This is a genomic window from Curtobacterium sp. 8I-2 (assembly GCF_902506155.1).
Classification (GTDB): domain Bacteria; phylum Actinomycetota; class Actinomycetes; order Actinomycetales; family Microbacteriaceae; genus Curtobacterium; species Curtobacterium poinsettiae.
Map to the genome: position 1 here is coordinate 1,903,431 of NZ_LR732827.1, position 21,620 is coordinate 1,925,050.

Consider the following 21,620-nt stretch of genomic DNA (forward strand, 5'->3'; position numbering starts at 1 on the left):
CATCTCCTGAGTGACGATCTCGGGCATCATCCCTGCGCTCTCGCGCGCCTCCGCCTTCGATCGCGTGCTGCGCGCCGCACCGCGCGACGCCGACTTCTCCGTCGTGGACGGCCTGCGCGTGCCGCTGCTCGGTGCGCTGCTCGCCGAGCGCAACGGTCCGCAGTGCGTCCTCGTCATCACGGCGACTGGGCGTGAAGCCGAAGCGGTCCGCGAAGCGTTCGGCAGCTACGTCCCCGACGCCGAGGTGCTCGAGTTCCCCGCGTGGGAGACCCTGCCGCACGAGCGTCTCAGCCCGAGCCCCCAGACCGTCGGCACACGCATCGCGACGCTCCGCAAGCTCGCTGCGTGGCAGGCGACGGACCCGACCGAGCGGCGCCAGACCGTCGTCGTCGCGAGCGTCCGAGCCGCGCTGCAGCCGATCGCGAGCAACCTGACGTCCCTGGCGCCGGTGGTGCTCCGGACCGACTCGCGGGGCAACGACCTGGCGGCGATCTCGGCGCAGCTGGTGGACCTCGCCTACTCGCGCGTCGACCTCGTCACCCGCCGTGGTGAGTTCGCGGTGCGCGGTGGCATCCTCGACGTCTTCCCGCCGGCGGCCGACCACCCGGCGCGTGTCGACTTCTTCGGCGACGAGATCGAGGCGATCAAGGCGTTCTCCGTCGCCGACCAGCGCACCACCGAGGACGACCTCGGTTCGGTCGAGCTGACCGCCTCGCGCGAGCTCCTGCTCAGCGACGAAGTCCGGCAGCGGGCCCGCGAGATGCTGCACGAGTTCCCGAACCTGTCGCAGATGCTCGCGAAGATCGCCGAGGGCATCCCGGTCGAGGGCATGGAGTCGCTCGCTCCGGCGCTCGTGCAGGACCTCGTTCCGATGACCTCCTACCTGCCGGACGACGCCACCATCGCGGTGTTCTCGCCCGAGCGGGTGAACGGCCGCGCGAACAGCCTGGCCGAGACGAACACCGAGTTCCTGCAGGCGGCCTGGAGCGCAGCGGTCGCCGGGGCACAGGCCCCGATCGACCTCGACGCGGGCAACTTCCTGACCGTGCAGCAGCTCAAGAACACCCGCGGGCAGCGCACCTGGTGGACGGTGTCGCCGTTCGACTCCGGCCTCGACGAAGGGGACACCGAGCGCGTCCTCACCGACGCCGAGGCCGCTGCCGAAGCCGGCGAGTACATCCGCGTCCGGGCCGAAGCGGTGCCGAGCTTCGCGGGCAGCGCCGACGGGGCGATCGCGCACGTCAAGTCGCTGACCGACGACGGGTGGGCGGTCGTGGTGACCGCGCAGGGGCAGGGCCTCGTCGAACGTGCGGTGCAGGTGCTGGCCGACGCCGGGGTCGCCGCCCATGCCGCAGCGGTCGACGCGCCGCCCGAGCCGGGGTTCGCCGTCGTGACGACCGCGACCGTCGAGCACGGCTTCGCCATCCCCGACCCCCGCATCGCGGTCCTGAGCGAGGCCGAGTTCTACGGCCGCAGCGTCCAGCAGGGGGCCCGCACCGTCAAGAAGCTCGCGAGCCGGCGCAAGAACGTCGTCGACCCGCTGCAGCTCAAGCCGGGCGACGTCGTCGTGCACGCGACCCACGGCATCGGCAAGTTCGTCGAGCTCGTCAGCCGCGAAGTGAGCTCGGGTGGACGCAACGCGGTGAAGACGCAGCGCGAGTACCTCGTGCTCGAGTACGCGCCGTCGAAGCGCAACTACCCGGGCGACAAGCTCTTCGTGCCGACCGACCAGCTCGACCAGCTGTCCCGCTACGTCGGTGGTGAGTCCCCGACCCTGTCGAAGATGGGCGGCTCGGACTGGTCCGCCGCCAAGTCGAAGGCGCGCAAGGCCGTCCGCGACATCGCCGTCGACCTGGTCAAGCTGTACTCGGCGCGGATGGCGTCGAAGGGGCACGCGTTCGGTCCCGACACCCCGTGGCAGCGCGAGCTGGAAGAGGCGTTCCCGTTCGCCGAGACCGCCGACCAGCTCACCACGATCGACGAGATCAAGCGCGACATGGAACGGCCGATCCCGATGGACCGCCTGCTCTCCGGCGACGTCGGCTACGGCAAGACCGAGGTCGCGATCCGCGCCGCGTTCAAGGCCGTGCAGGACGGCAAGCAGGTCGTCATGCTCGTCCCGACGACCCTGCTCGTCCGCCAGCACATGGAGACCTTCCAGGAGCGCTTCGCCGGGTTCCCGGTGCACCTGCGCGCCCTGAGCCGGTTCCAGACCGAGAAGGAGTCGAAGGAGACCATCGCCGGGCTCGCTGACGGCACGGTCGACATCGTCATCGCGACCCACCGGATCCTGTCGCAGGGCATCACCTTCAAGGACGTCGGTCTCGTCATCATCGACGAGGAACAGCGGTTCGGCGTCGAGCACAAGGACCAGCTCAAGAAGTTCAAGACGAACGTCGACGTGCTGGCGATGTCGGCGACCCCGATCCCGCGCTCGCTCGAGATGGCGGTCACGGGCATCCGCGAGATGTCGACCCTCGCCACCCCACCAGAGGACCGCCACCCGATCCTGACCTTCGTCGGGCCGCAGTCCGACTTGCAGGTGGCGGCGGCGATCCGTCGCGAGCTGCTGCGCGAGGGCCAGGTGTTCTACGTGCACAACCGGGTGAAGGACATCCAGTCGGTCGCCGCACACCTGGCCGAGATCGTGCCGGACGCCCGCATCGCCGTGGCGCACGGGCAGATGTCGGAGACCACCCTCGAGCAGGTCATGGTCGACTTCTGGGAGCGTCGCTTCGACGTCCTCGTCTCGACGACGATCATCGAGACCGGTCTCGACATCGCGAACGCCAACACGCTCATCATCGACAAGGCCGACAAGTACGGGCTGTCGCAGCTGCACCAGCTGCGCGGTCGGGTCGGCCGTGGCCGCGAGCGCGGGTACGCGTACTTCCTCTACGACTCCGACAAGCCGCTGTCCGAGACCGCGCAGGACCGCCTCGAGACCATCGCCGCGAACAACGAGCTCGGTGCGGGCATGCAGGTCGCCATGAAGGACCTCGAGATCCGCGGGGCGGGCAACCTGCTCGGTGGTGAGCAGTCCGGCCACATCGCGGGTGTCGGGTTCGACCTGTACCTCCGGATGATCGGCGAGGCGGTGTCGCAGTTCCGTGGCGACGTCGCCGAGGGGCAGACCGAGCTCCGCCTCGAGATCCCCGTCGACGCGCACATCCCCGAGGACTACGTCGAGTCCGAGCGGCTCCGGCTCGAGGCGTACCAGAAGCTGTCGGCGGCCTCGGCTCCGACGGCGCAGCCGAACGCGATCGACATGGTGCTCGACGAGCTCACCGACCGCTACGGGCAGCCGCCGCAGGCCGTGCAGACCCTGGTCGAGGTCTCCCGCCTGCGTCGGATGGCGCAGCAGGTCGGCTTGTCCGACGTCGTCGTGATGGGTTCCAACCTGCGGGTCGCCGGCACGGAGCTCGCCGACTCGTCGCAGGTGCGCCTGAAGCGCATGTTCCCGGGGGCGCGCTGGTTCCCGCAGCAGAACGCGTCGAGCATCCCCGTGCCGCGCCCGCACGACCAGGCGCTGCCGGACGACGCCCTCATCCAGTGGGTGGAGAGCATCCTCACCGCCGTGTACGGGGCGACGACCCCGGCGGAGGCGCCGGCCGCGTAGACGCGGCCCGTCGCGGCCACGTCCACGGCGCGCACGCCGCCCGCGACGATCCACGCGTCGAACGACGCGTGCCGTGTCGCGGAACGGGTGCGAAGCCGCTACTCGGTGTCCTCGGCCTCGGACAGCTCGCGGCGCGCGCGGTACGCCCGCGCACGCAGGGTGACGACGACCGCCGACGCGACGATGGCGATGCCCGATCCGACGAGCACGGCGAGGACGCCCTCGTCGAGGATTTCCTCGTTGCGGGCGAACGCCAGCTCGTTCATGAGCAGCGACACCGTGAACCCGATGCCGCCGAGCACGCCGACGGTGATGATCGAGAAGAACGACAGCGACGAGCGGCCGGGCGAGCGGAAGATCCGCGTGGCGATCGTGCCGAACAGCGTGATGCCGATGACCTTGCCGACCGGCAGGGCGAGGACGACCGCCCAGAACGTGGGCGAGAGCTCGCTGATGCCGACCGCGGGGATGATGACGGCGGCCGACGCGAACGCGAACACCGGCAGCACGATGGCGTTCGACCACGGCTCGACGTTCTCGTGCAGGGTGTGGCCCGGGCGGCGGGGCAGCACGAGCCCGAGGGCGACGCCGGCGATGGTGGCGTGGACGCCGGAGTGGTAGACGAGCCACCAGGTCAGGAGCCCGACGACGACCATCGCCACGATGATGAGCGTCTGTCCGGAGCGCCCCGGACGGAGCATCCGGCCGAGCAGCCAGAACGCCACGAGCGTGACGACGGCACCGGCGAGGGCCAGGAAGTCGGTGTCGTGGGCGAACACCACGGCGATGATGATGATCGCGATGAGGTCGTCGAGGACGGCCAGCGCGAGCAGGAACACCCGGATGCCGCTCGGCAGCCCGCGACCGAACATGGCGAGCACCCCGAGCGCGAACGCGATGTCCGTCGCCGTCGGGATCGGCCACCCGTGCGTGTACTGCGTGCCCGCGGTGACGAGCAGGAAGATGCCGGCCGGGACGAGCACGCCGCCGACCGCGGCGATGGCGGGGATGATCGCGGTCTTGGGGTTCGACAGCTCACCGTCGACGAGTTCCTGCTTCAGCTCGATCGCGACGAGCAGGAAGAAGACCGCGAGCAGGCCGTCGCTGATCCAGTGCGCGATCGACAGGTCGAGGCCCAGCGCACCGAGCGGCAGGTGCGCGTCGAGGAGCCGTTCGAGGCCGGGGCCGATCGGGGAGTTCGCCACGACCAGGCCGAGCACGGCGGCGGTGAGGAGCGCGATGGCGCTGAAGCGGGGGGAGCGGACGAGGGACGACATGGATCTCCGTCTCGAGGGGTCGGGTGAGTGTCCGTCGACCAGACTTCCCGACACACCACTGCCAGTCTACGGGAGTGGGACCATGGCCGGATGACCGCCGTACCGGACCTCGTGACCGTCGTCGACCGCCTGCTCGCCGAGGACGGCGGGTGCGTCTGGAACCGGGCGCAGACCCACGCCTCACTCGCCCGGTACGCCGTCGAGGAGTCGTACGAACTCGTCGACGCCATCGACGACGGCGACCCGGCCGACGTCCGCGAGGAACTCGGCGACCTGCTCTACCAGGTGGTCCTGCACGCGGGGATCGCCGCCCGGGCGGGGGACTTCACGCTCGAGGACGTCGCCGCCGGGGTGCGGGACAAGATGACCAGGCGGCACCCGCACGTGTTCGGTGACGAGACGGCGGACACCGTCGAGGACGTCGTGCGGGTCTGGCGTGCGGCGAAGGCGTCCGAGAAGGCGAGCCGGCGGAGTGCGTTCGACGGGGTGCCGCGGGCGATGCCGCCGCTGGAGCGTGCGGTGAAGCTGTTGGAACGGCTGCAGGAGCGTGGGGACGCCGACGCGGTCGTCGCCTCCGTCGTCGGGGCCGGTTCCGGCGTCGGCCTGGAGGCCCGTGGTGCGTCCGCCGCGCTGGCGGCGGACGACGGGGTGGGCACGGCCGACCCCGTGTGGGGGCGAGCGGTGCTCGGGGAGATCGCGGCTGCAGCGGGGCGCGGGGTGGACCCGGTCGCGAGTCTGCGGGCCGCGGTGACGGAGCTCGAGGAGGCCGGTCGCGCTGCAGAGTGATCCCCGGTGCGCGAGGTCGCTCCGGGCTCGGAGGATCCGGGCGGGAGAGAACGGGCGCCCTCCCAACCCGAAAAAGAGAGGGCGCCCGTGAGCGGGCGTCGGCTCCACCAGGGAGAGGGGCCGACAGGGAATCCCGCTCGAACCGCGGGACGCACTGCAGCACGTCGCCCCGCGAACGATCCGGAACGTGGATCAGGCACGATCCGGACCGAGGTTCTGCATGCAGTATGCCAGTGGATCGGAAGGCGCGCAAGCCGGGGACGGCCGTCTGCCAGAATTGGCCGCATGGCAACGACCGTGACGGCACCCCGTGGCATGCGTGACTTCCTCCCGGCGGACAAGGCCCGGCGCGAGCACGTGCTCGGTGTCGTGCGGGACGTCTACTCGCGGCACGGTTTCGACGAGATCGAGACCCCGGTGGTGGAGGACGCTGCGCGGCTGCACTCCGGGCTGGGTGGCGACAACGAGAAGCTGGCGTTCGCGGTGATGAAGCGCGGGCTGACCACCGAGGACCTGCAGGGCGCCGTGGCCCCGCTGGACCTCGCCGACCTCGGTCTGCGGTTCGACCTGACCGTTCCCCTCGCACGCTTCTACGCCTCGCACCGTGCGGAGCTGCCGTCGGTCTTCCGTTCCGTGCAGATCGCCCCGGTCTGGCGCGCTGAGCGCCCGCAGAAGGGCCGCTACCGCCAGTTCGTGCAGTGCGACATCGACATCCTGGGGGAGCCCGGGCAGCTCGCCGAGATCGAGCTCATCCGCGCGACGACGGCGGCCCTCGACGCCCTCGGTGTCAGTGGCACGACGATCCGGATCAACGACCGCCGGATCCTCCTGGCACTCCTCGCGTCGTGGGGGATCACCGAGCCCGCTGCTGCCGACCGCGCGCTCATCACGATCGACAAGCTCGACAAGATCGGCGCGGACGGCGTCGCGGCAGAGCTCCGCAGCACCGTGGGCGCCGACCTGCCCGGGCTCGAGGACACCATCCGCGCGCTCGAGGCCGCGGACTGGACGTCGGTCGAGGGCGCGCCGTGGCTGGACGCCGAGGCCTTCGCCGACCTGCTCCGCCTGCGCGAGGCGCTGCCCGGGGTGGACCTGCGGTTCGACCCGACGCTCGTGCGCGGCATGGGCTACTACACGGGCACGATCTTCGAGGTCGCGCACCCCGACTTCGGCTACAGCCTCGGTGGCGGTGGCCGGTACGACGGCATGATCGGCCGGTTCCTCGGGCAGGACGTCCCCGCCGTCGGGTTCTCGCTCGGCTTCGAACGGCTCGTCGACCTGGTGACCCTGCCGGAGTCCGCCGAGGCCGACGCCGTCGTGCTCGTGTACGACAAGGACGTCGACCCGGTCCGGCTCGCCGCGCTGAAGACCGAGGCGCTGGCGTCCCACCGGCGCGTCCGGCTCGAGCGCCGCACGAAGAACACGAAGAACCTGCTCGCCGGCCTCGCCGCGCAGGGCTTCACGGCGTTCGCGACCGTCTCGGCCGACACCGCGTCGCTCGAGGGCGTCGCGTTCCGCCCGCTCGACTGAGCACCCTGTCCCCGTTCCAGCACGGACTCGTCCACAGGTCGGCGTCACGGCCGACGTCGTGTTCACCTCCGCTCGCTAGGATCGACACCGCAATCACCACAACCAATGTGTAGGGAGTACCCCGTGGCCCTGATCGATGCCGTAGGCGCACGCGAAGTCCTCGATTCCCGAGGCAACCCGACGGTCGAGGTCGAGGTCCTCCTCGACGACGGCGTCGTGTCCCGCGCGCTCGTCCCGTCCGGTGCATCCACCGGCGCGTTCGAGGCGTACGAGCTGCGCGACGGCGACGCCTCGCGCTACGGCGGCAAGGGCGTGCTCAAGGCCGTCGACGCCGTCCTCGACGAGATCGGCCCGGCGCTCGAGGGCTTCGACGCCACCGACCAGCGCCTCGTCGACGCCGCGCTCATCGAGCTCGACGGCACCGAGAACAAGTCCCGCCTCGGCGCGAACGCGATCCTCGGTGCCTCGCTCGCCGTCGCCCGTGCCGCAGCCGACTCGGTCGACCTGCCGCTGTTCCGCTACCTCGGCGGCCCGAACGCGCACACGCTGCCCGTCCCGCTGATGAACGTCGTCAACGGCGGTGCCCACGCGGACACCAACGTCGACATCCAGGAGTTCTTCCTGGTGCCGTACGGCGCCGAGTCCTTCTCCGAGGCACTCCGCTGGGGCGTCGAGACCTACCACGCCCTCAAGGGCGAGCTGAAGAAGCAGGGCCTGGCCACCGGCCTCGGCGACGAGGGTGGCTTCGCGCCGGAGCTCGCGTCGAACCGCGCCGCGCTCGACTTCCTGCTCACCGCGATCGAGAAGGCCGGCTACACGCCCGGCAAGGACATCGCCGTCGGCCTCGACGTCGCGTCCACCGAGTTCTTCTCGGACGGCAAGTACCAGTTCGAGGGCAAGCAGCTCTCGAGCCAGGAGTTCACCTCCTACTTCGCCGAGCTCGTCGCGAACTACCCCCTCGTCACCATCGAGGACCCGCTGGCCGAGGACGACTGGGAAGGCTGGTCGCACCTGACCGCCGAACTCGGCGACAAGGTCCAGATCGTCGGCGACGACCTGTTCGTCACGAACCCGAAGCGTCTGCAGCGGGGCATCGACGAGAAGGCCGCGAACTCGATCCTCGTCAAGGTCAACCAGATCGGCACGCTCACCGAGACCCTCGACGCGGTCTCGCTCGCGCACCGTCACGGCCTGACCTCGATCCTGTCGCACCGCTCCGGCGAGACCGAGGACACCACGATCGCGGACATCGCGGTCGCGGTCGACGGTGGTCAGATCAAGACCGGCGCCCCGGCCCGCTCGGACCGCGTCGCGAAGTACAACCAGCTGCTCCGCATCGAGGAAGAGCTCGGCGACGCCGCGGTGTACGCCGGCCGCTCGGCCTTCCCGCGCGCCGCGTCGCTGTAACCAGCCGGGCCAGCAGCACCCGCACCACCGAGACGCCGTCCTCCTCCACGAGGACGGCGTCTCGTCGTGTGTGCGGCCCCGGACTGCCGAGCGGTCAGCATGCGCCGTGCGGTCAGCACGTGCCGCGCGCGCTGCGTCGAGTGGTCACGAGTCGTCGGCTGGCCCGGGCCCGGCCGACAGGACGTGACCACCGGACGTGCGTCGGGCGGTGTGTGGTGACCACTCCGAGTGCGGGGCGGACGGACGGGCCGGAGCCGTGCCTCCCGGCTGCCTCGATCGGACCCGGACCCGCCCGCCGCCGGCGTCACGCCGTCGTGTCAGCCTGACGCCGCGAAGTCCGTGAGACGCCGTCGAATCCGGAGGCGTCTCGACGAGACGACGGCGTCTTCTGCTGGGCAGCACCGTGGGACGCGAGACGCTGAGAGGGCGCCGAACGGCCGCGTGCCGGGCTGCCCGACCGACCAGCCCGGGTTATCGTCGGACCGTGCCCAGCCAGAAGCCCCGCGTCCGCCGCGTCCCCGTGGCGATGCCCGACGGCAGCACGCCCGCGCACCCCTGGTACCGCTCGATCCACTTCTCCGGGTTCAGCCTGCTCATGCTCGCGATCATCGTGCTGTTCGTGGTGGTGCTCGCGCCGTCGCTCCGGACGCTCATCCAGCAGCAGGAGCAGATCGCCCAGCAGCAGCAGGAGGTCGCCAACCAGAAGGCCGACGTCACGCAGAAGAAGCAGGACGTCGCGCGCTGGGACGACCCGGCCTACATCGAGGCGCAGGCCCGCGACCGGCTGCTCTACGTGTACCCGGGCGAGGAGAGCTACCTCGTGATGGGCACCGAGGACAAGCGGGCCGCGAAGACCCCGACCACCGAATCCGGCACCCCCGTGAGCGCCAAGGTGCAGACCCCCAAGGTCGACTGGGTGCAGGCGATGCTCTCGTCGGTGATGCAGTCCGGACTGACGGACGAGCGTGCTGCCGACCTCGTCGCCCCCGACGTCTCCGGTACGGGCGACAGCAAGTAGTCCGAGGCGCGGAGCCGTCCGGGCCGACGGTGCGCGGGGTTCCGCTTCTCCGGTAGGCTCACGTTCCCGTGACGACCCCTCCCTTCGACCCGCCCTCCGACCGCGACGTCCAGGTCGTGTCGGCGCAGCTCGGCCGACCGGCACGTGACGTCATCGGGATCGCGGCACGCTGCGTCTGTGGCAACCCCACCGTCGTCTCCACGAAGCCCCGGCTGTCGAACGGCACCCCGTTCCCGACGTTCTACTACCTGTGCCACCCCGCGGCCACCGCTGCGGTCAGCACCCTCGAGGCCAACCAGGTCATGCCCGAGCTGGCAGCCCTGCTCGAGGACCCCGCAGTCGCCGCGCAGTACCGCGCGGCCCACCAGGCCTACCTGGCCGACCGCGAGTCGATCGAACACGTCGACGAGATCGACGGCATCAGCGCCGGTGGCATGCCCACCCGCGTGAAGTGCCTGCACGCCCTCGTCGGACACGCCCTCGCCGCCGGACCCGGCGTCAACCCCATCGGCGACCTCGCGCTGGAGCGCGCGGACTGGTCGCCCTCCCGGTGCGTGTGCCGGGCGTATGATGACGGTGCAGACGCTGGAGTCGGGGCGGGTGGCGGCGAAGTCTGACCCGACTCCCGCACACCCCCCATCCAAGGAGATCATCCCCCGTGCCCAAGATCCTCGTCGTCGGCGGCGGTTACGCCGGTTTCTACACCGCATGGAAGCTCGAGAAGCACCTTCGCCAGGGCGAAGCCGAGGTCGTCATGGTGGACCCGCTGCCGTACATGACGTACCAGCCGTTCCTGCCCGAGGTCGCCGCCGGTTCGATCGAGCCGCGTCACGCGGTCGTCGCGCACCGCCGTCACCTCAAGAAGACGCGCGTCGTCACGGCGAAGGTCACCAAGGTCGACCACGCCACCAAGACGGCGACGATCACCCCCACCGAGGGCGAGGCGTGGGAGGAGTCCTACGACCAGATCGTCATGACCGCCGGCGCGGTGTCCCGCACGTTCCCGATCCCGGGCGTCGCGGACGAGGCCATCGGCCTGAAGACCATCGAGGAAGCCGCGTCCATCCGTGACCGCATCCTCAGCAACTTCCACAAGGCGGCGAACCTGCCGGCCGGTCCCGAGCGCGACCGCCTGCTCACCGTCGTCGTCGTCGGTGGTGGCTTCGCCGGCATCGAGGTGTTCGCCGAGCTCCGCTCCTTCGTCACCGACCTGCTGAAGAGCCACCCGCAGCTGTCCTTCGACGACACGCACTTCCACCTGGTCGAGGCGATGGGCCGCATCATGCCCGAGGTCTCGCTCGAGACCTCGCACTGGGTGCTCAAGAACCTCGCCGAGCGCGGCGCGACCGTGCACCTCGAGACGCAGCTGGCCTCGGCCGTCGGCGGCGTCTGCGAGCTCAAGACGAGCGACGGCGCGATCGAGACGATCCCGTCCGACCTCATCATCTGGACCGCCGGCGTCATGGCGAACCCGATGGTCAAGGGCACCGACTTCCCGCTCGAGCAGCGCGGTCGCATCCGCGTGCAGCCCGACCTGCGCGTGGTTGACGACAACGGCGTGATCGCCGACGCATGGGCCTGCGGCGACGTCGCAGCCGTGCCGGACCTGACCGGGGGCGGTGTCGGCGGGTTCTGCGTGCCGAACGCCCAGCACGCCGTGCGCCAGGCCAAGCAGCTCGCGAAGAACGTCGTCGCGACCATCCGTGGCGAGGCGACGACCGACTACAAGCACGAGAACCTCGGTGCCGTCGCGGGCCTCGGCCTGGGCACCGGTGTGTTCCAGTCCGGCAAGTTCGCCATGAAGGGCTTCCTGGCCTGGGGCGCACACCGCGGCTACCACGGCCTGGCCATGCCGTCGTGGGAGCGCAAGTGGCGCGTCATCGGCGACTGGGTCGGTGGCTTCTTCCTGGGCCGCGACATCGTGTCGCTCGACGACCGCGAGACACCGCGTGCCGCGTTCGAGGCGTTCGCGTCCCGTCCGAAGCCCGCTGCCGAGGCCCCGGCTGCGCCCGCCGCAGCCCCCGCTCCGGAAGAGGGCAAGGTCGCCGGTGCCGCCGGCCCCGTCTACGGCGAGCCCGCGAAGGACGTCTCGAACGCCCCCGAGTCGGTGACGGCCCCGGCCGACGCCAAGTAGCACCGCTCGCCACGAAGGCGGTCACCCCGTGCGGGGTGACCGCCTTCGTGCATCGGTAGGCTGTTGCGGCCCGCCCCCGTGGCCCAATCGGTAGAGGCACGCGACTTAAAATCGCTGAGTTGTGGGTTCGAGTCCCACCGGGGGTACCGAAGACCGAGCACCCCGCGGAACCCGCGGAATCCGCGGAACCCGCACGACCAGTAGCATCGACGATCGTGGTCGGACTCGGAAGCGCACTCGCCAACCTGCAGAACGCCCTCCGCCGACCGGAGGCCCACGTCGAGGTCGTCGACGGCGAGAGCGTCCCGGTCGGCATGCTCCTCGGCACCCTCGGTGCGCTGCTCCTGGACGCCGGTAGCTCCGTCACCGACGTCCGGTCGGCGCTCGAGAAGGCCCGGGATGCCGCCGGGGTCGGACCGACGCTCGCGATCGGCGTCCTGCCCGCCCTGGTGATGGTGAGCGAGGTCTCCACCGGCGCCGCCACCATCGTCAACGCCGAGGGCATCGAACTGTCCTCACGCCAGGCGGCTCGTGCGAACCGCGTGGTGCTCGGGCTCGAGAGCGGCTCCATCGCCCTCGCCGAGATCCCCGCCCGCGTCCGGGCCATCCGCGCCGGCACCGTCCCGCCGCCCGCCCTGCCGTGGATCCTCGGCAACGCCCTGACCTCGGCCGGCCTGGCCGTCGTGTTCCGCTGCCCGTGGTGGGCGATCGTCCTGGCGCTCGTCGTCGGTGGGCTGGTCGGGGTGATCGGCCTGGTCCTCCGGCGCTTCCGTGAGGCAGTGGCGATCATCCCGTTCCTGGCCGCGTTCGTGTCGACGGCCATCGTCGGCCTCGTCGCCGCGGGTGCCGGGTTCGAGCAGGTCCCGCTCTTCGCCGTGTGCGCTCCGGTGGCGGTGTTCGTCCCCGGCGCCCTCATCACCAATGCCCTGCTCGAACTCACCGCCGCGGACATCGTCACCGGGTCGTCGCGACTGGTGCAGGGCCTCATCATGCTCGGCTTCATGGCCGCCGGCATCGCGTCGGGCAGTGCCCTGACCGGGCTGCACGTGGACCCGTCGTCGGCAGCGCTCGTGGGCGAGGTCGCGGGCGTCGGCACGGACCTGGCCGGCTGGGAGGCCGTGCCGGTCTACTGGGTCTCGTGGGTGGCGGTCGTGGTGCTCGCGGTCGGACTCGGCCTGGTGTTCCGGTCCGGGTGGCGCCTGACGCTCGTGTCGGTGGCGGTCATGGTCACCGCCTACGCCGTGGTGAGCGGGACGACGCCGCTCTGGGGCAGTGTCGTCGCGACCGGCGCCGCAGCGGCGCTGCTCTTCGTCGCGACACGGTTGCTCGAGCGGCTGGTGCCGGCGATCCCGGCGACGGTGTCGTTCTTCCCGGCGTTCCTGCTGCTCGTGCCGGGGACGGTCGGTCTGGTGGCGGTGGCCACCTTCGACCCCGAGGCGCTCGCCACTCCGCTCGCGACCTTCGTCAGCCTGTGCATCGGGACGAAGATCGGCGGGCTCCTGCCCGGCCTCTTCGCCCGCAACGCGCCGCGGCGCGCGGTGGACGCGACCGGCTGACGGACGGCAGGCGCGGGGCGGCGTCACCACGGGCCTCCAGGCCGTCGCCGTCCGAGCACCGTAGTGACGCGACCAGTGGACCCGGTCGGGAGGCCCGGCTCGTTTCAGACGCGCGCCGCGCGCCGCTCGGTGCGCAGCCAGACCAGGGCCGCGATCGCGGCCGCCACGCACGCTGCGGCGATCCCGACGAGCAGTACCGGGGCAGCGTGCGTCCCGGTGGTCCCCGAGTAGACGGCCGTGGTCAGCGCCACGGCGACCACCGCGAGCGCGACGTACCGACCGCGCGAAGCGGCGAGCAGCGCGCTGCCGGCGGACCCGGTGACGGGCAGCAGGGTCGCGACCACGGCACCCAGGCCGCCGACGCACAGCGTGATGGCGAACTCCGACCCGAGCGACACCCAGAAGCCCCCGCCGGCGAGCAGGCTGTGCAGCACCCAGCCGACCGCCGCGAGACCGAGCAGGGCCAGCACCCGCCAGGTCGCTCCCCGGGCGCTCGCGGCGATCCCGGTGCCGAGGCGGAGCGGGCCGGTGCCCAGACCGGGCCTGCCCGACGGGACGAGGACGACGCCGACGATGAGGGCGGGGGAGAGGTCGGCCACGCGCGTGATGCCGCAGGCCACGAGCGCCGCGAGCACCAGCCACGGCGACACCCGGAAGCCGATGGTCCGGTGGTCGGTGCCCGCTGCCCACCGTGTGGCGAACACGACCGCGGCGGTCAGGACCGCGGTACCGGCGAGGACCGCGATCGCCAGACGGGCGTACCGGGCCTCGAGCTCGACACCGACGCCGAGCAGGGTGCAGAGGGCCGCGATGGACACCGCGATGGTGATGGATGCCCAGGTCGGCAGGACGTCGTCGCCCCGGGCACGGTCGGACCGGGAGCGGTTGCGGCCGAGGAGCCCGGCGAACGGCGACCGGAGACGGCCGCGGGCGACGGCGGCCACCAGCGCCAGCGGCGCGGCGATCAACAGGAGGAACCCGGCTGCGACGGCGGTGGCGACCAGGACGGTCCGCCACGAGAACGCGGCCTGGATGGTCGGGACGGTGCCGTCGTAGGAGGTCGCCGCGGTCCAGTCGCCGGCGGGGCCGGACCAGTCGGGGTGTCCTCCGGCGCTGCCGACGCCGGCCGGACTGCCGGTGCCGGAGCCACTGCCGCTGCCTGAGCCACCGCCGGCCGTGGGGCCGTTGCCACCGTTGCCGTGGTTGCCGCTGTTCGTTCCGGTTCCGGTGCCGCTGCCGGTGCCGGGCGTGCCAGCGCCGGGCGTGCCGTCGACGCCGGTGCCCGCCGTGCCGGGGGTGCCCGCCGTCGCGTCGGAGCCCGGCGTCGGCCCTCCGGGGCCCCCCGGGGTGTCCGTCGCGCCCGGGGTCGGTGTGCCGGTCGGCGCCGTCGTCGCGGATCCCGCCGTGACCCGCACGGCGGCCGAGGACCGGGAGTAGTTGCCCGCAGCGTCGTGCTGCGTCGCGGTGAGCCGGTGCTCGCCGGCGCGCAGGGTCGATCCCGCGGTGGAGCACGACCACGAGGCGTCCGTCCCCACCACCACGCCGCACACCGGAGCACGATCGACGTACACCGTCACGCGAGCGCCGGGCTCGCCGGTGCCGGTCACCGTCGTCGACCGGGTGCCGATCCGCTGGCCGTCGTCCGGCGTCGTGATGCGCGGGGCAGCCGGTGCGGTGCGGTCGACCGTGACCGTCGCGGGCGCCGATGCCGCGCTCCGCAGGTCGGACCGGTAGCCGCGCGCGGTACTGGCCGTCTGCGAGGCGGTCACGGTGAACCGGCCGTCCGCTCGGGTGCCGAGTGTTGCGACCCACCGACCGTCCGGGCCGACCGGGGCGGTCTGCTCGGTCGTGGACCCGGACACCGACAGCGTCACCGTCGATCCGGGGAACCCGGTGCCGGACACGGTGCCGCCGGTGGGGCCGGCAGCCTGCAGGGTCGGCGGGACGATGACGTCCGAGGCCGGAGCGTTCGCGACGGGGAGTCCGGTGGCGACGAGGTCACGCACCGTGAAGACCTGCTGCGGGCCGGACCGGACGGTGCCGAGGCATGCCCAGGATCCGTCGGACCCCACCCGAGCCGTGCACCCGGACGAACCGGTCGCGGTCGGACCGGACACCCGGACGCTGTGCCCCGGCGTGCCGGTGCCGTGGAAGCGGGTGGTGCCCGTCGTGACGTCACCGGGATCCGCGATCGTGGGCCGCACGGCCGGACGCGTGGGGGTCGGCAACGGATCGCCCGGTCGGCCCGTGCTCGGCGGCGCGATCTCGCTCGGATCGGGACTCGCCGTCGGCTCGGCGGCGGTCGGGGACGCGTCGGAGGGAGCCACGGCGGCTCGGGGTTCCGCAGCCGCGGCGGCCTGGGGCTCCGCAGTCACGGCGACCGCGACGGCCGGTGCTGCCGCGGCACCGAGGAGGGCCGCGACGAGGACCGTCGTCGCCGCTGCGAGCAGGGCGAAGCGGGGTCGACGACGAGGGCCGTCGCCCCCGACGGCCCCTTCGTCCACGTTGTCCCCGCGCGTGTTCACCGGACCCATCCCACGGGATCGAGCGCCTCTGGTCAATACACCTCGCGGATGAGGTTGCGGATCGGGCAGCAGTCCGAATGCGCGGTGTGCGTGACTCGGGAATCGGCCGTGAACACTGCTCAGCGAACGGAGCATGCAGACTGCCTCGATAGACTTCACGACGGCCGTTCAGGCCATCGCAGCACCGCGGATCCCGACGCGCAAAGGAGTACGCCCGCATGGACACCGGACTCGTCACGACGCTCATCGTCGTCGGGGTGGTGGTGGTCGTCCTGGTGATCATCGGGATCTACCTCTGGGTGACGTACAACGCGCTCGTCACGCTCAAGGTCCGGGTCGACGAAGCCTGGAGCGACATCTCGGTGCAGCTGAAGCGCCGCGCCGACCTCATCCCCACGATCGTCGACACCGTCAAGGGGTACGCCACGCACGAGAAGGCGGTCTTCGACGACGTGACGAAGGCCCGCGCCGAGACCCTGTCGGCCGGTGACGCCGACACGGCCTCCGCTGCCGAGGGACACATGCAGAAGGCACTGAAGAGCGTCTTCGCGGTGGCCGAGGGGTACCCGCAGTTGCAGTCGAGCCAGAACTTCCTGCAGCTGCAGTCCGAGCTCGTCGACACCGAGGACAAGATCCAGGCCGCTCGACGGTTCTACAACGGTGGCGTGCGCGAGCTGAACACGAAGATCCGGGTGTTCCCGAACTCCACGTTCGCGAAGAACCGCGGCTTCACCGAGGCCACGTTCTTCGAGACGAACGAGCCGGCGGCCATCGCCGAGCCGCCGCGCGTCCAGTTCTGACCCCAGCGTCGGAGCCGACGTGTACAGCGCCATCGCGCGGAACAAGCGGAACACCGTCGTCATCGTCCTGGTGTTCCTGCTGATCATCGGTGCGCTCGGGGTCCTCGGCGGGTACCTCGCCGGGAACGTCTCGATCGGGTTCATCGTCCTGGCGGTCGCACTGGGCTACGCCGTGCTGCAGTACTTCCTGGCGGCACGACAGGCCACCGCCATCGCGGGTGGGATCGAGATCGACCGGGCCGCCGAGCCGCGACTCTGGCGCACCGTCGAGAACCTGGCCATCTCGACCGGCATGCCGATGCCCCGGGTGTTCGTCATCCCCGACCCCGCCCCGAACGCCTTCGCCACCGGGCGGGACCCCGAGCACGCGGTCGTCGCGGCGACGACCGGGCTGCTCGAGCTCATGGACGACCAGGAGCTGCAGGGCGTGATGGCGCACGAGCTCGGGCACGTCCGCAACTACGACATCCGGGTGTCCACGATGGTCTTCGGTCTCGTCGTGGCCGTCGGATTCATCGCCGACATCCTGCTCCGCATCTCGGTCTTCAGCGGTCTGTCCGGCGGGCGGAACCGCAACTCGGACAACGGCGGCAGCGCCAACCCGGTCCTGTTGATCGCCGGCATCGCCGCCGTCGTCGTGGCCCCGATCGCCGCGGCGGGCGTGCAAGCCGCGGTGTCCCGGCAGCGCGAGTACCTGGCGGACGCGACGGGCGTGATGACCACGCGGTACCCCGAGGGCCTGGCGCGGGCGCTCGAGAAGCTCGGGGCGTACGGCCGTCCGGTGCAGACGCAGAACTCCTCGATGGCGCACCTGTGGATCGCCGACCCGATGCGCCCCGGGGTGATGGACCGGCTGTTCTCGACGCACCCGCCGCTGCCCGACCGCATCGCTCGTCTGCGCGCGAACGCCGAGCGGTTCTGACGGGTCAGCGAGCGTCACCAGCGTCGTCGACTGCCGCGTCCTGCTCGGCACGCGCGACCGGCTGAGCCGCATCCGTGTCGTCCGCGGACACGTGCGGCACCAGGGGGAGACCGAGCGCTCCGGCAACGGCAGGTGCTGCGGTGCCACGATCGGTCACCTCGATCGCCCCCAGGCCCTGCCAGCTCGCGGTCCGCCGCAGGGTCTCGGCGAGTCGCTCGGGGTCCAGGTGCTCGCCGGGTTCCTGCCACGCGGTCCGGACCCGGAGCACGCCCCGCTGCCGGTCGCTCTTCAGGTCGATCCGACCGACGAGCCGGTCGTCCTGCAGCACCGGGAGCACGTAGTAGCCGAACACCCGCTTCGGCGCCGGCGTGTAGATCTCGATCCGGTAGTGGAAGCCGTACATCCGCTCGGCCCGCCGTCGGAACCAGACGACCGGGTCGAAGGGGCTCAGCACCGCGTCCGCCGTCAGCTGCCGGGGTACCCGCGCATCGGCGTGGAGCCAGGCCCGCTCGCCCCAGCCCTCGACCCGCACCGGGACGAGTTCCCCGGCGGCGGCGAGTGCGGCGATCGCGGCGGCGGTGTCGTCGGAGCGCAGTCGGTAGTAGTCCGCGATGTCCGCTCGGGTGCCGACACCGAGCGCGCGCGATGCCCGACGCACGAGTTCGAGCACGGCGTCGGCGCGTGCCGGAGCGGTCTCGAGGAAGCCGTCGGGCAGCACCTGCTCGGGCAGGGCGTAGACGCGCTCGAACCCGGCGCGTCCGGCGCTGACCGTCTCGCCCCACCGGAACATCTGCTCGAGCCCGAGCTTCACGTCGCTCCACCCCCACCAGGGGCCACGTCGCACGTTCGACTCGTGCTCCACCGCGCTGGCGGGCATCGGCCCCTCGGCCCGCAGCAGGGCGTGCAGCTCGCGGCGGACGGCAGCGGTCCGGGTGACCCCGTCGATCCGGGTCGGTCCGGCGTCGCGCTCCCGCAGGGCATCCATCCGCCACCGGAACAGCCGCAGGTCGTCGCGGGGGATGAACGCGGCCTCGTGCGCCCAGTACTCGGTGTACGGGCCGGACCGCCCGAGCGTCAGCCGGTCGAGCGTCGACCGGTCGTAGGTGCCGAGCCGGGCGAAGAGCGGCAGGTAGTGGCTGCGTTCGAACACGTTGACGGAGTCGATCTGCAGCAGCCCGAGCCGCCCGAACGCGGCGTTCACCGCACGTGTCGACACCGCGTTGGCGGGTGGTCGTCCGAACCCCTGTGCGGCGAGTGCGACCCGACGGGCCTCGGCGGCGGAGAGCGTCGACCTGGGCATGCGGCGACGCTACCGAAGGCCGCCGACACGAGGATCCATGCACGTATGCCGCATCTGGCACCTGACCGGAAGCACGTCGGTACAATCAGGCCATGGCATGGGGAAGCAAGCAGACTCATCCCGACCCCGTGGTCGAGGAATCGGTCCCGATCGGCGTCCGCATCGCCGGTGCGTGGTCGTGGCGAGCGCTCGTCGTCGTGGGTGTGATCGCCGTCTTCATCTGGCTGGTCACGGTCTTCAGCGAGATCCTCATCCCCTTCCTGGTCGGGATCGTCGTCTCGGCGCTCCTGGTGCCGATCTCGAACTGGCTGCAGCGGCACCACGTGCCGAAGTGGCTCGCGGTCGTCATGAGCCTGCTCGGCGGCGTCGCGGCCCTGGGTGCCCTGGTCTGGCTCGTCGTCGACCAGGTGATCGCGTCGTACCCGTCCCTGCGTGACCGGACGATCGACCAGTACGCCAACATCAAGGACTTCGTCCTGAACTCCGGGTTCGGCATCAGCCAGACCGACGTCAACGGCTGGCTCGACGACGGCACGAAGTGGCTGCAGGACAACTCCGCGTCGATCCTGTCCGGTGTCGCCAGTGCCGGGTCGGGTGCAACCCATGCGTTCGCAGCGCTCTTCATCACCCTGTTCACCACGATCTTCCTGCTGATCGACGGCAAGAACGTCTGGCGCTGGTCCGTCCGGCTGTTCCCGAAGAAGGCGCGCGCAGCGGTCGACGGCGCCGGTGTCGCCGGCTGGATCACCCTGACGAGCTTCATCCGGGTGCAGATCTTCGTCGCCTTCGTCGACGCGGTCGGCATCGGCCTGGGGTCCTTCATCGTCGGGCTCTTCTTCGGTGGCATGCCGCTCGTGATCCCGATCGCGGCCTTCGTCTTCCTCGGCGCCTTCATCCCGGTCGTCGGCGCCATCGTCACGGGCTTCCTGGCGGTGTTCGTCGCACTGATCTTCAACGGCCCCCTCGCCGCCGTCCTGGTGCTCGGTGTCGTGCTCCTCGTGCAGCAGATCGAGGGGCACATCCTGCAGCCCCTCGTCATGGGCAACGCGGTCAAGGTCCACCCGCTCGCGGTCGTCCTCGGCGTCACCGCGGCGTCGGGTCTCGCCGGCATCGCCGGAGCCTTCTTCGCCGTGCCGCTGATCGCGACGCTGAACGCCATGGTCACCACCATCGCAAGCGGCCGCTGGCGCCGGCTCGACTCCGACCACGTGCTCGAAGCGACGCCGAAGCGCGGGCAGCACGGCCAGATCCAGTTGCTCCGGCGGCGCCGGCACAAGGTCGGCGACGACGTCCCGGCCCCGGGTGTCGACGCTGGTCCCTCGGCCGAAGAAGGCACCGCCAGCACCAACTGAGCGTCACACGAGTTCGCCGCCGCGGCTCGGAACGACGATGATGGGGGAGTGACCGACACCAGCGCATCCCCGCACACGCTCACCGCGATCCCGACCCTCGCGGACATCGAGGCGGCGCGCGAGACCATCAAGGGCGTCGCGCGAGTCACCCCGATGGAGACGTCGCAGTTCCTCGCCGAACTGCTCGGGTCCCCGGTGCACCTGAAGTGCGAGAACCTGCAGCGCACCGGTGCGTACAAGGTGCGCGGTGCCTACAACCGGCTCTCCACCCTGTCCGCCGAACAGCGCGCCAAGGGCGTCGTCGCCGCCAGTGCCGGCAACCACGCGCAGGGCGTCGCGCTCGCTGCGCGCGAGCTCGGGATCCCCGCGACGATCTTCACGCCGGTCGGGGTCGCCCTGCCGAAGCTGCAGGCCACCCGCCACTACGGCGCCGACGTCGTGCTGCGGGGCCACTCCGTGGAAGAAGCGTTGAGCGCCGCGAAGGACTTCGCCGCCCACACCGGTGCCGTGTTCATCCCGCCGTTCGACCACCCGGCCGTCATCGCGGGGCAGGGCACGCTCGGCCTCGAGATCATCGATCAGGTGCCGGACGTCGACACCGTGGTGGTGCCGATCGGTGGCGGCGGTGTCATCTCCGGCATCGCACTCGCGGTCAAGGGCATGGCCGAACGGCTCGGTCGGCCGATCCGGGTGATCGGCGTGCAGGCCGAGAACGCCGCTGCCTACCCGTCGTCGATCCGCGCCGGTGAACCCGTCACGATCACCACGAAGCCGACCATCTCCGACGGGATCGCGGTGGCGCGGCCCGGCGACCTGAACTTCCCGATCATCCGCGACCTGGTCGACGACATCGTCACCGTCTCGGACGACGACACCGCCCGCGCCCTGCTCGTCCTGCTCGAGCGCGCCAAGCTCGTGGTCGAGGCCGCGGGGGCCGTCGGCGTCGCCGCGATCATGTCCGGCGCCGTCCGCGACACCGGCCGCACCGTGGTGCTGCTGAGCGGCGGCAACATCGACCCGCTGATGATGGAGCGCGTGATCACCCGCGGTCTCGTGGCAGCGTCCCGGTACATCGGGATCCGCATCATGCTGCCGGACCGCCCGGGCCAGCTGTCCCGCGTCGCCCAGGTCATCTCGGACGCCGGCGCGAACGTGGTCGAGGTGCTGCACACCCGCCACGGGCAGGGCCTGGTCATCAACGAGGTCGCGCTCGACCTGTCGATCGAGGCCCGCGGCCCCGAGCACGCGCAAGAGGTCATCCAGCGTCTGCACGAGGTCGGGTTCCGCCCCGAGCTCCTGGAGCACTAGTCCGCGACGGGCTGACGCGACGATGAACGCTGTCGTGCGACAGCGTTCATGTCGTTCCGCGTCCGCCCCGCGCCCTGGGCGCGACC

General features: G+C 71.4%; 15 protein-coding genes and 1 tRNA gene. 13 read left to right on the forward strand and 3 right to left on the reverse strand.

What is annotated here, in order from left to right; all coding sequences use genetic code 11:
* Positions 1 to 10 precede the first annotated feature (10 nt).
* Positions 11 to 3,619, forward strand: coding sequence for a transcription-repair coupling factor (gene mfd, locus BOSE127_RS12825; RefSeq protein WP_042537720.1), 3,609 nt, complete (start codon positions 11 to 13; stop codon positions 3,617 to 3,619).
* A 98-nt stretch (positions 3,620 to 3,717) separates the two neighbouring features.
* On the opposite strand, the gene nhaA is transcribed toward mfd, so the two are convergent.
* Positions 3,718 to 4,896 (reverse strand): Na+/H+ antiporter NhaA, encoded by a 1,179-nt coding sequence (gene nhaA / locus BOSE127_RS12830; RefSeq protein ID WP_056072828.1) that lies wholly within the window; start codon positions 4,894 to 4,896, stop codon positions 3,718 to 3,720.
* A gap of 90 nt (positions 4,897 to 4,986) precedes the next feature.
* Here nhaA and BOSE127_RS12835 point away from each other — a divergent pair, with 90 nt between their 5' ends.
* The 8 genes from BOSE127_RS12835 (at position 4,987) to BOSE127_RS12870 (ending at position 13,327) form a co-directional block, all read left to right on the forward strand.
* Positions 4,987 to 5,682, forward strand: coding sequence for a MazG family protein (locus tag BOSE127_RS12835; protein WP_159557497.1), 696 nt, complete (start codon positions 4,987 to 4,989; stop codon positions 5,680 to 5,682).
* Positions 5,683 to 5,967: 285 nt separating this feature from the next.
* Positions 5,968 to 7,212, forward strand: a complete 1,245-nt coding sequence (gene hisS, locus BOSE127_RS12840; protein WP_159557499.1) for a histidine--tRNA ligase — start codon at positions 5,968 to 5,970, stop codon at positions 7,210 to 7,212.
* Positions 7,213 to 7,335: 123 nt separating this feature from the next.
* Positions 7,336 to 8,619: a phosphopyruvate hydratase gene (gene eno / locus BOSE127_RS12845; RefSeq protein ID WP_027464494.1), complete on the forward strand. Its 1,284-nt coding sequence runs from the start codon at positions 7,336 to 7,338 to the stop codon at positions 8,617 to 8,619.
* Between the two features lie 484 nt (positions 8,620 to 9,103).
* On the forward strand, positions 9,104 to 9,637 hold the full coding sequence (locus BOSE127_RS12850; protein ID WP_052481662.1) for an FtsB family cell division protein: 534 nt from the start codon (positions 9,104 to 9,106) through the stop codon (positions 9,635 to 9,637).
* A 68-nt stretch (positions 9,638 to 9,705) separates the two neighbouring features.
* The gene (locus BOSE127_RS12855; protein ID WP_042537715.1) at positions 9,706 to 10,254 is read left to right on the forward strand and encodes a DUF501 domain-containing protein; all 549 of its coding nucleotides are present in this window, start codon (positions 9,706 to 9,708) and stop codon (positions 10,252 to 10,254) included.
* Positions 10,255 to 10,295: 41 nt separating this feature from the next.
* A complete protein-coding gene (locus BOSE127_RS12860; protein ID WP_140448412.1) occupies positions 10,296 to 11,771 on the forward strand; it encodes an NAD(P)/FAD-dependent oxidoreductase in 1,476 nt (491 codons plus the stop codon).
* Positions 11,772 to 11,843: 72 nt separating this feature from the next.
* Positions 11,844 to 11,917: transfer RNA gene (locus tag BOSE127_RS12865), tRNA-Leu, on the forward strand.
* Positions 11,918 to 11,986: 69 nt separating this feature from the next.
* On the forward strand, positions 11,987 to 13,327 hold the full coding sequence (locus BOSE127_RS12870; RefSeq protein ID WP_017886745.1) for a threonine/serine exporter family protein: 1,341 nt from the start codon (positions 11,987 to 11,989) through the stop codon (positions 13,325 to 13,327).
* 104 nt (positions 13,328 to 13,431) lie between these two features.
* On the opposite strand, the gene BOSE127_RS12875 is transcribed toward BOSE127_RS12870, so the two are convergent.
* Entirely contained in the window at positions 13,432 to 15,852 is a 2,421-nt protein-coding gene (locus BOSE127_RS12875) for an Ig-like domain-containing protein (protein WP_159557501.1), read from the reverse strand.
* Positions 15,853 to 16,070: 218 nt separating this feature from the next.
* On the opposite strand from BOSE127_RS12875, the gene BOSE127_RS12880 reads away from it, so the two are divergent.
* Both BOSE127_RS12880 and BOSE127_RS12885 read left to right on the forward strand, forming a co-directional pair.
* Positions 16,071 to 16,652 (forward strand): LemA family protein, encoded by a 582-nt coding sequence (locus BOSE127_RS12880; RefSeq protein ID WP_056072837.1) that lies wholly within the window; start codon positions 16,071 to 16,073, stop codon positions 16,650 to 16,652.
* Between the two features lie 19 nt (positions 16,653 to 16,671).
* A complete protein-coding gene (locus BOSE127_RS12885) occupies positions 16,672 to 17,574 on the forward strand; it encodes a M48 family metalloprotease (RefSeq protein WP_159557503.1) in 903 nt (300 codons plus the stop codon).
* A gap of 4 nt (positions 17,575 to 17,578) precedes the next feature.
* On the opposite strand, the gene BOSE127_RS12890 is transcribed toward BOSE127_RS12885, so the two are convergent.
* On the reverse strand, positions 17,579 to 18,874 hold the full coding sequence (locus tag BOSE127_RS12890; protein ID WP_159557505.1) for a winged helix-turn-helix domain-containing protein: 1,296 nt from the start codon (positions 18,872 to 18,874) through the stop codon (positions 17,579 to 17,581).
* Positions 18,875 to 18,966: 92 nt separating this feature from the next.
* On the opposite strand from BOSE127_RS12890, the gene BOSE127_RS12895 reads away from it, so the two are divergent.
* Together BOSE127_RS12895 and ilvA are read left to right on the forward strand one after the other, a co-directional pair.
* Positions 18,967 to 20,226 carry an AI-2E family transporter gene (locus BOSE127_RS12895; protein ID WP_042537710.1) on the forward strand — a complete coding sequence of 420 codons (1,260 nt, stop codon included), beginning with the start codon at positions 18,967 to 18,969 and terminating at the stop codon, positions 20,224 to 20,226.
* Positions 20,227 to 20,274: 48 nt separating this feature from the next.
* Positions 20,275 to 21,534, forward strand: coding sequence for a threonine ammonia-lyase (gene ilvA / locus BOSE127_RS12900; protein WP_017886740.1), 1,260 nt, complete (start codon positions 20,275 to 20,277; stop codon positions 21,532 to 21,534).
* Positions 21,535 to 21,620: the final 86 nt, after the last annotated feature.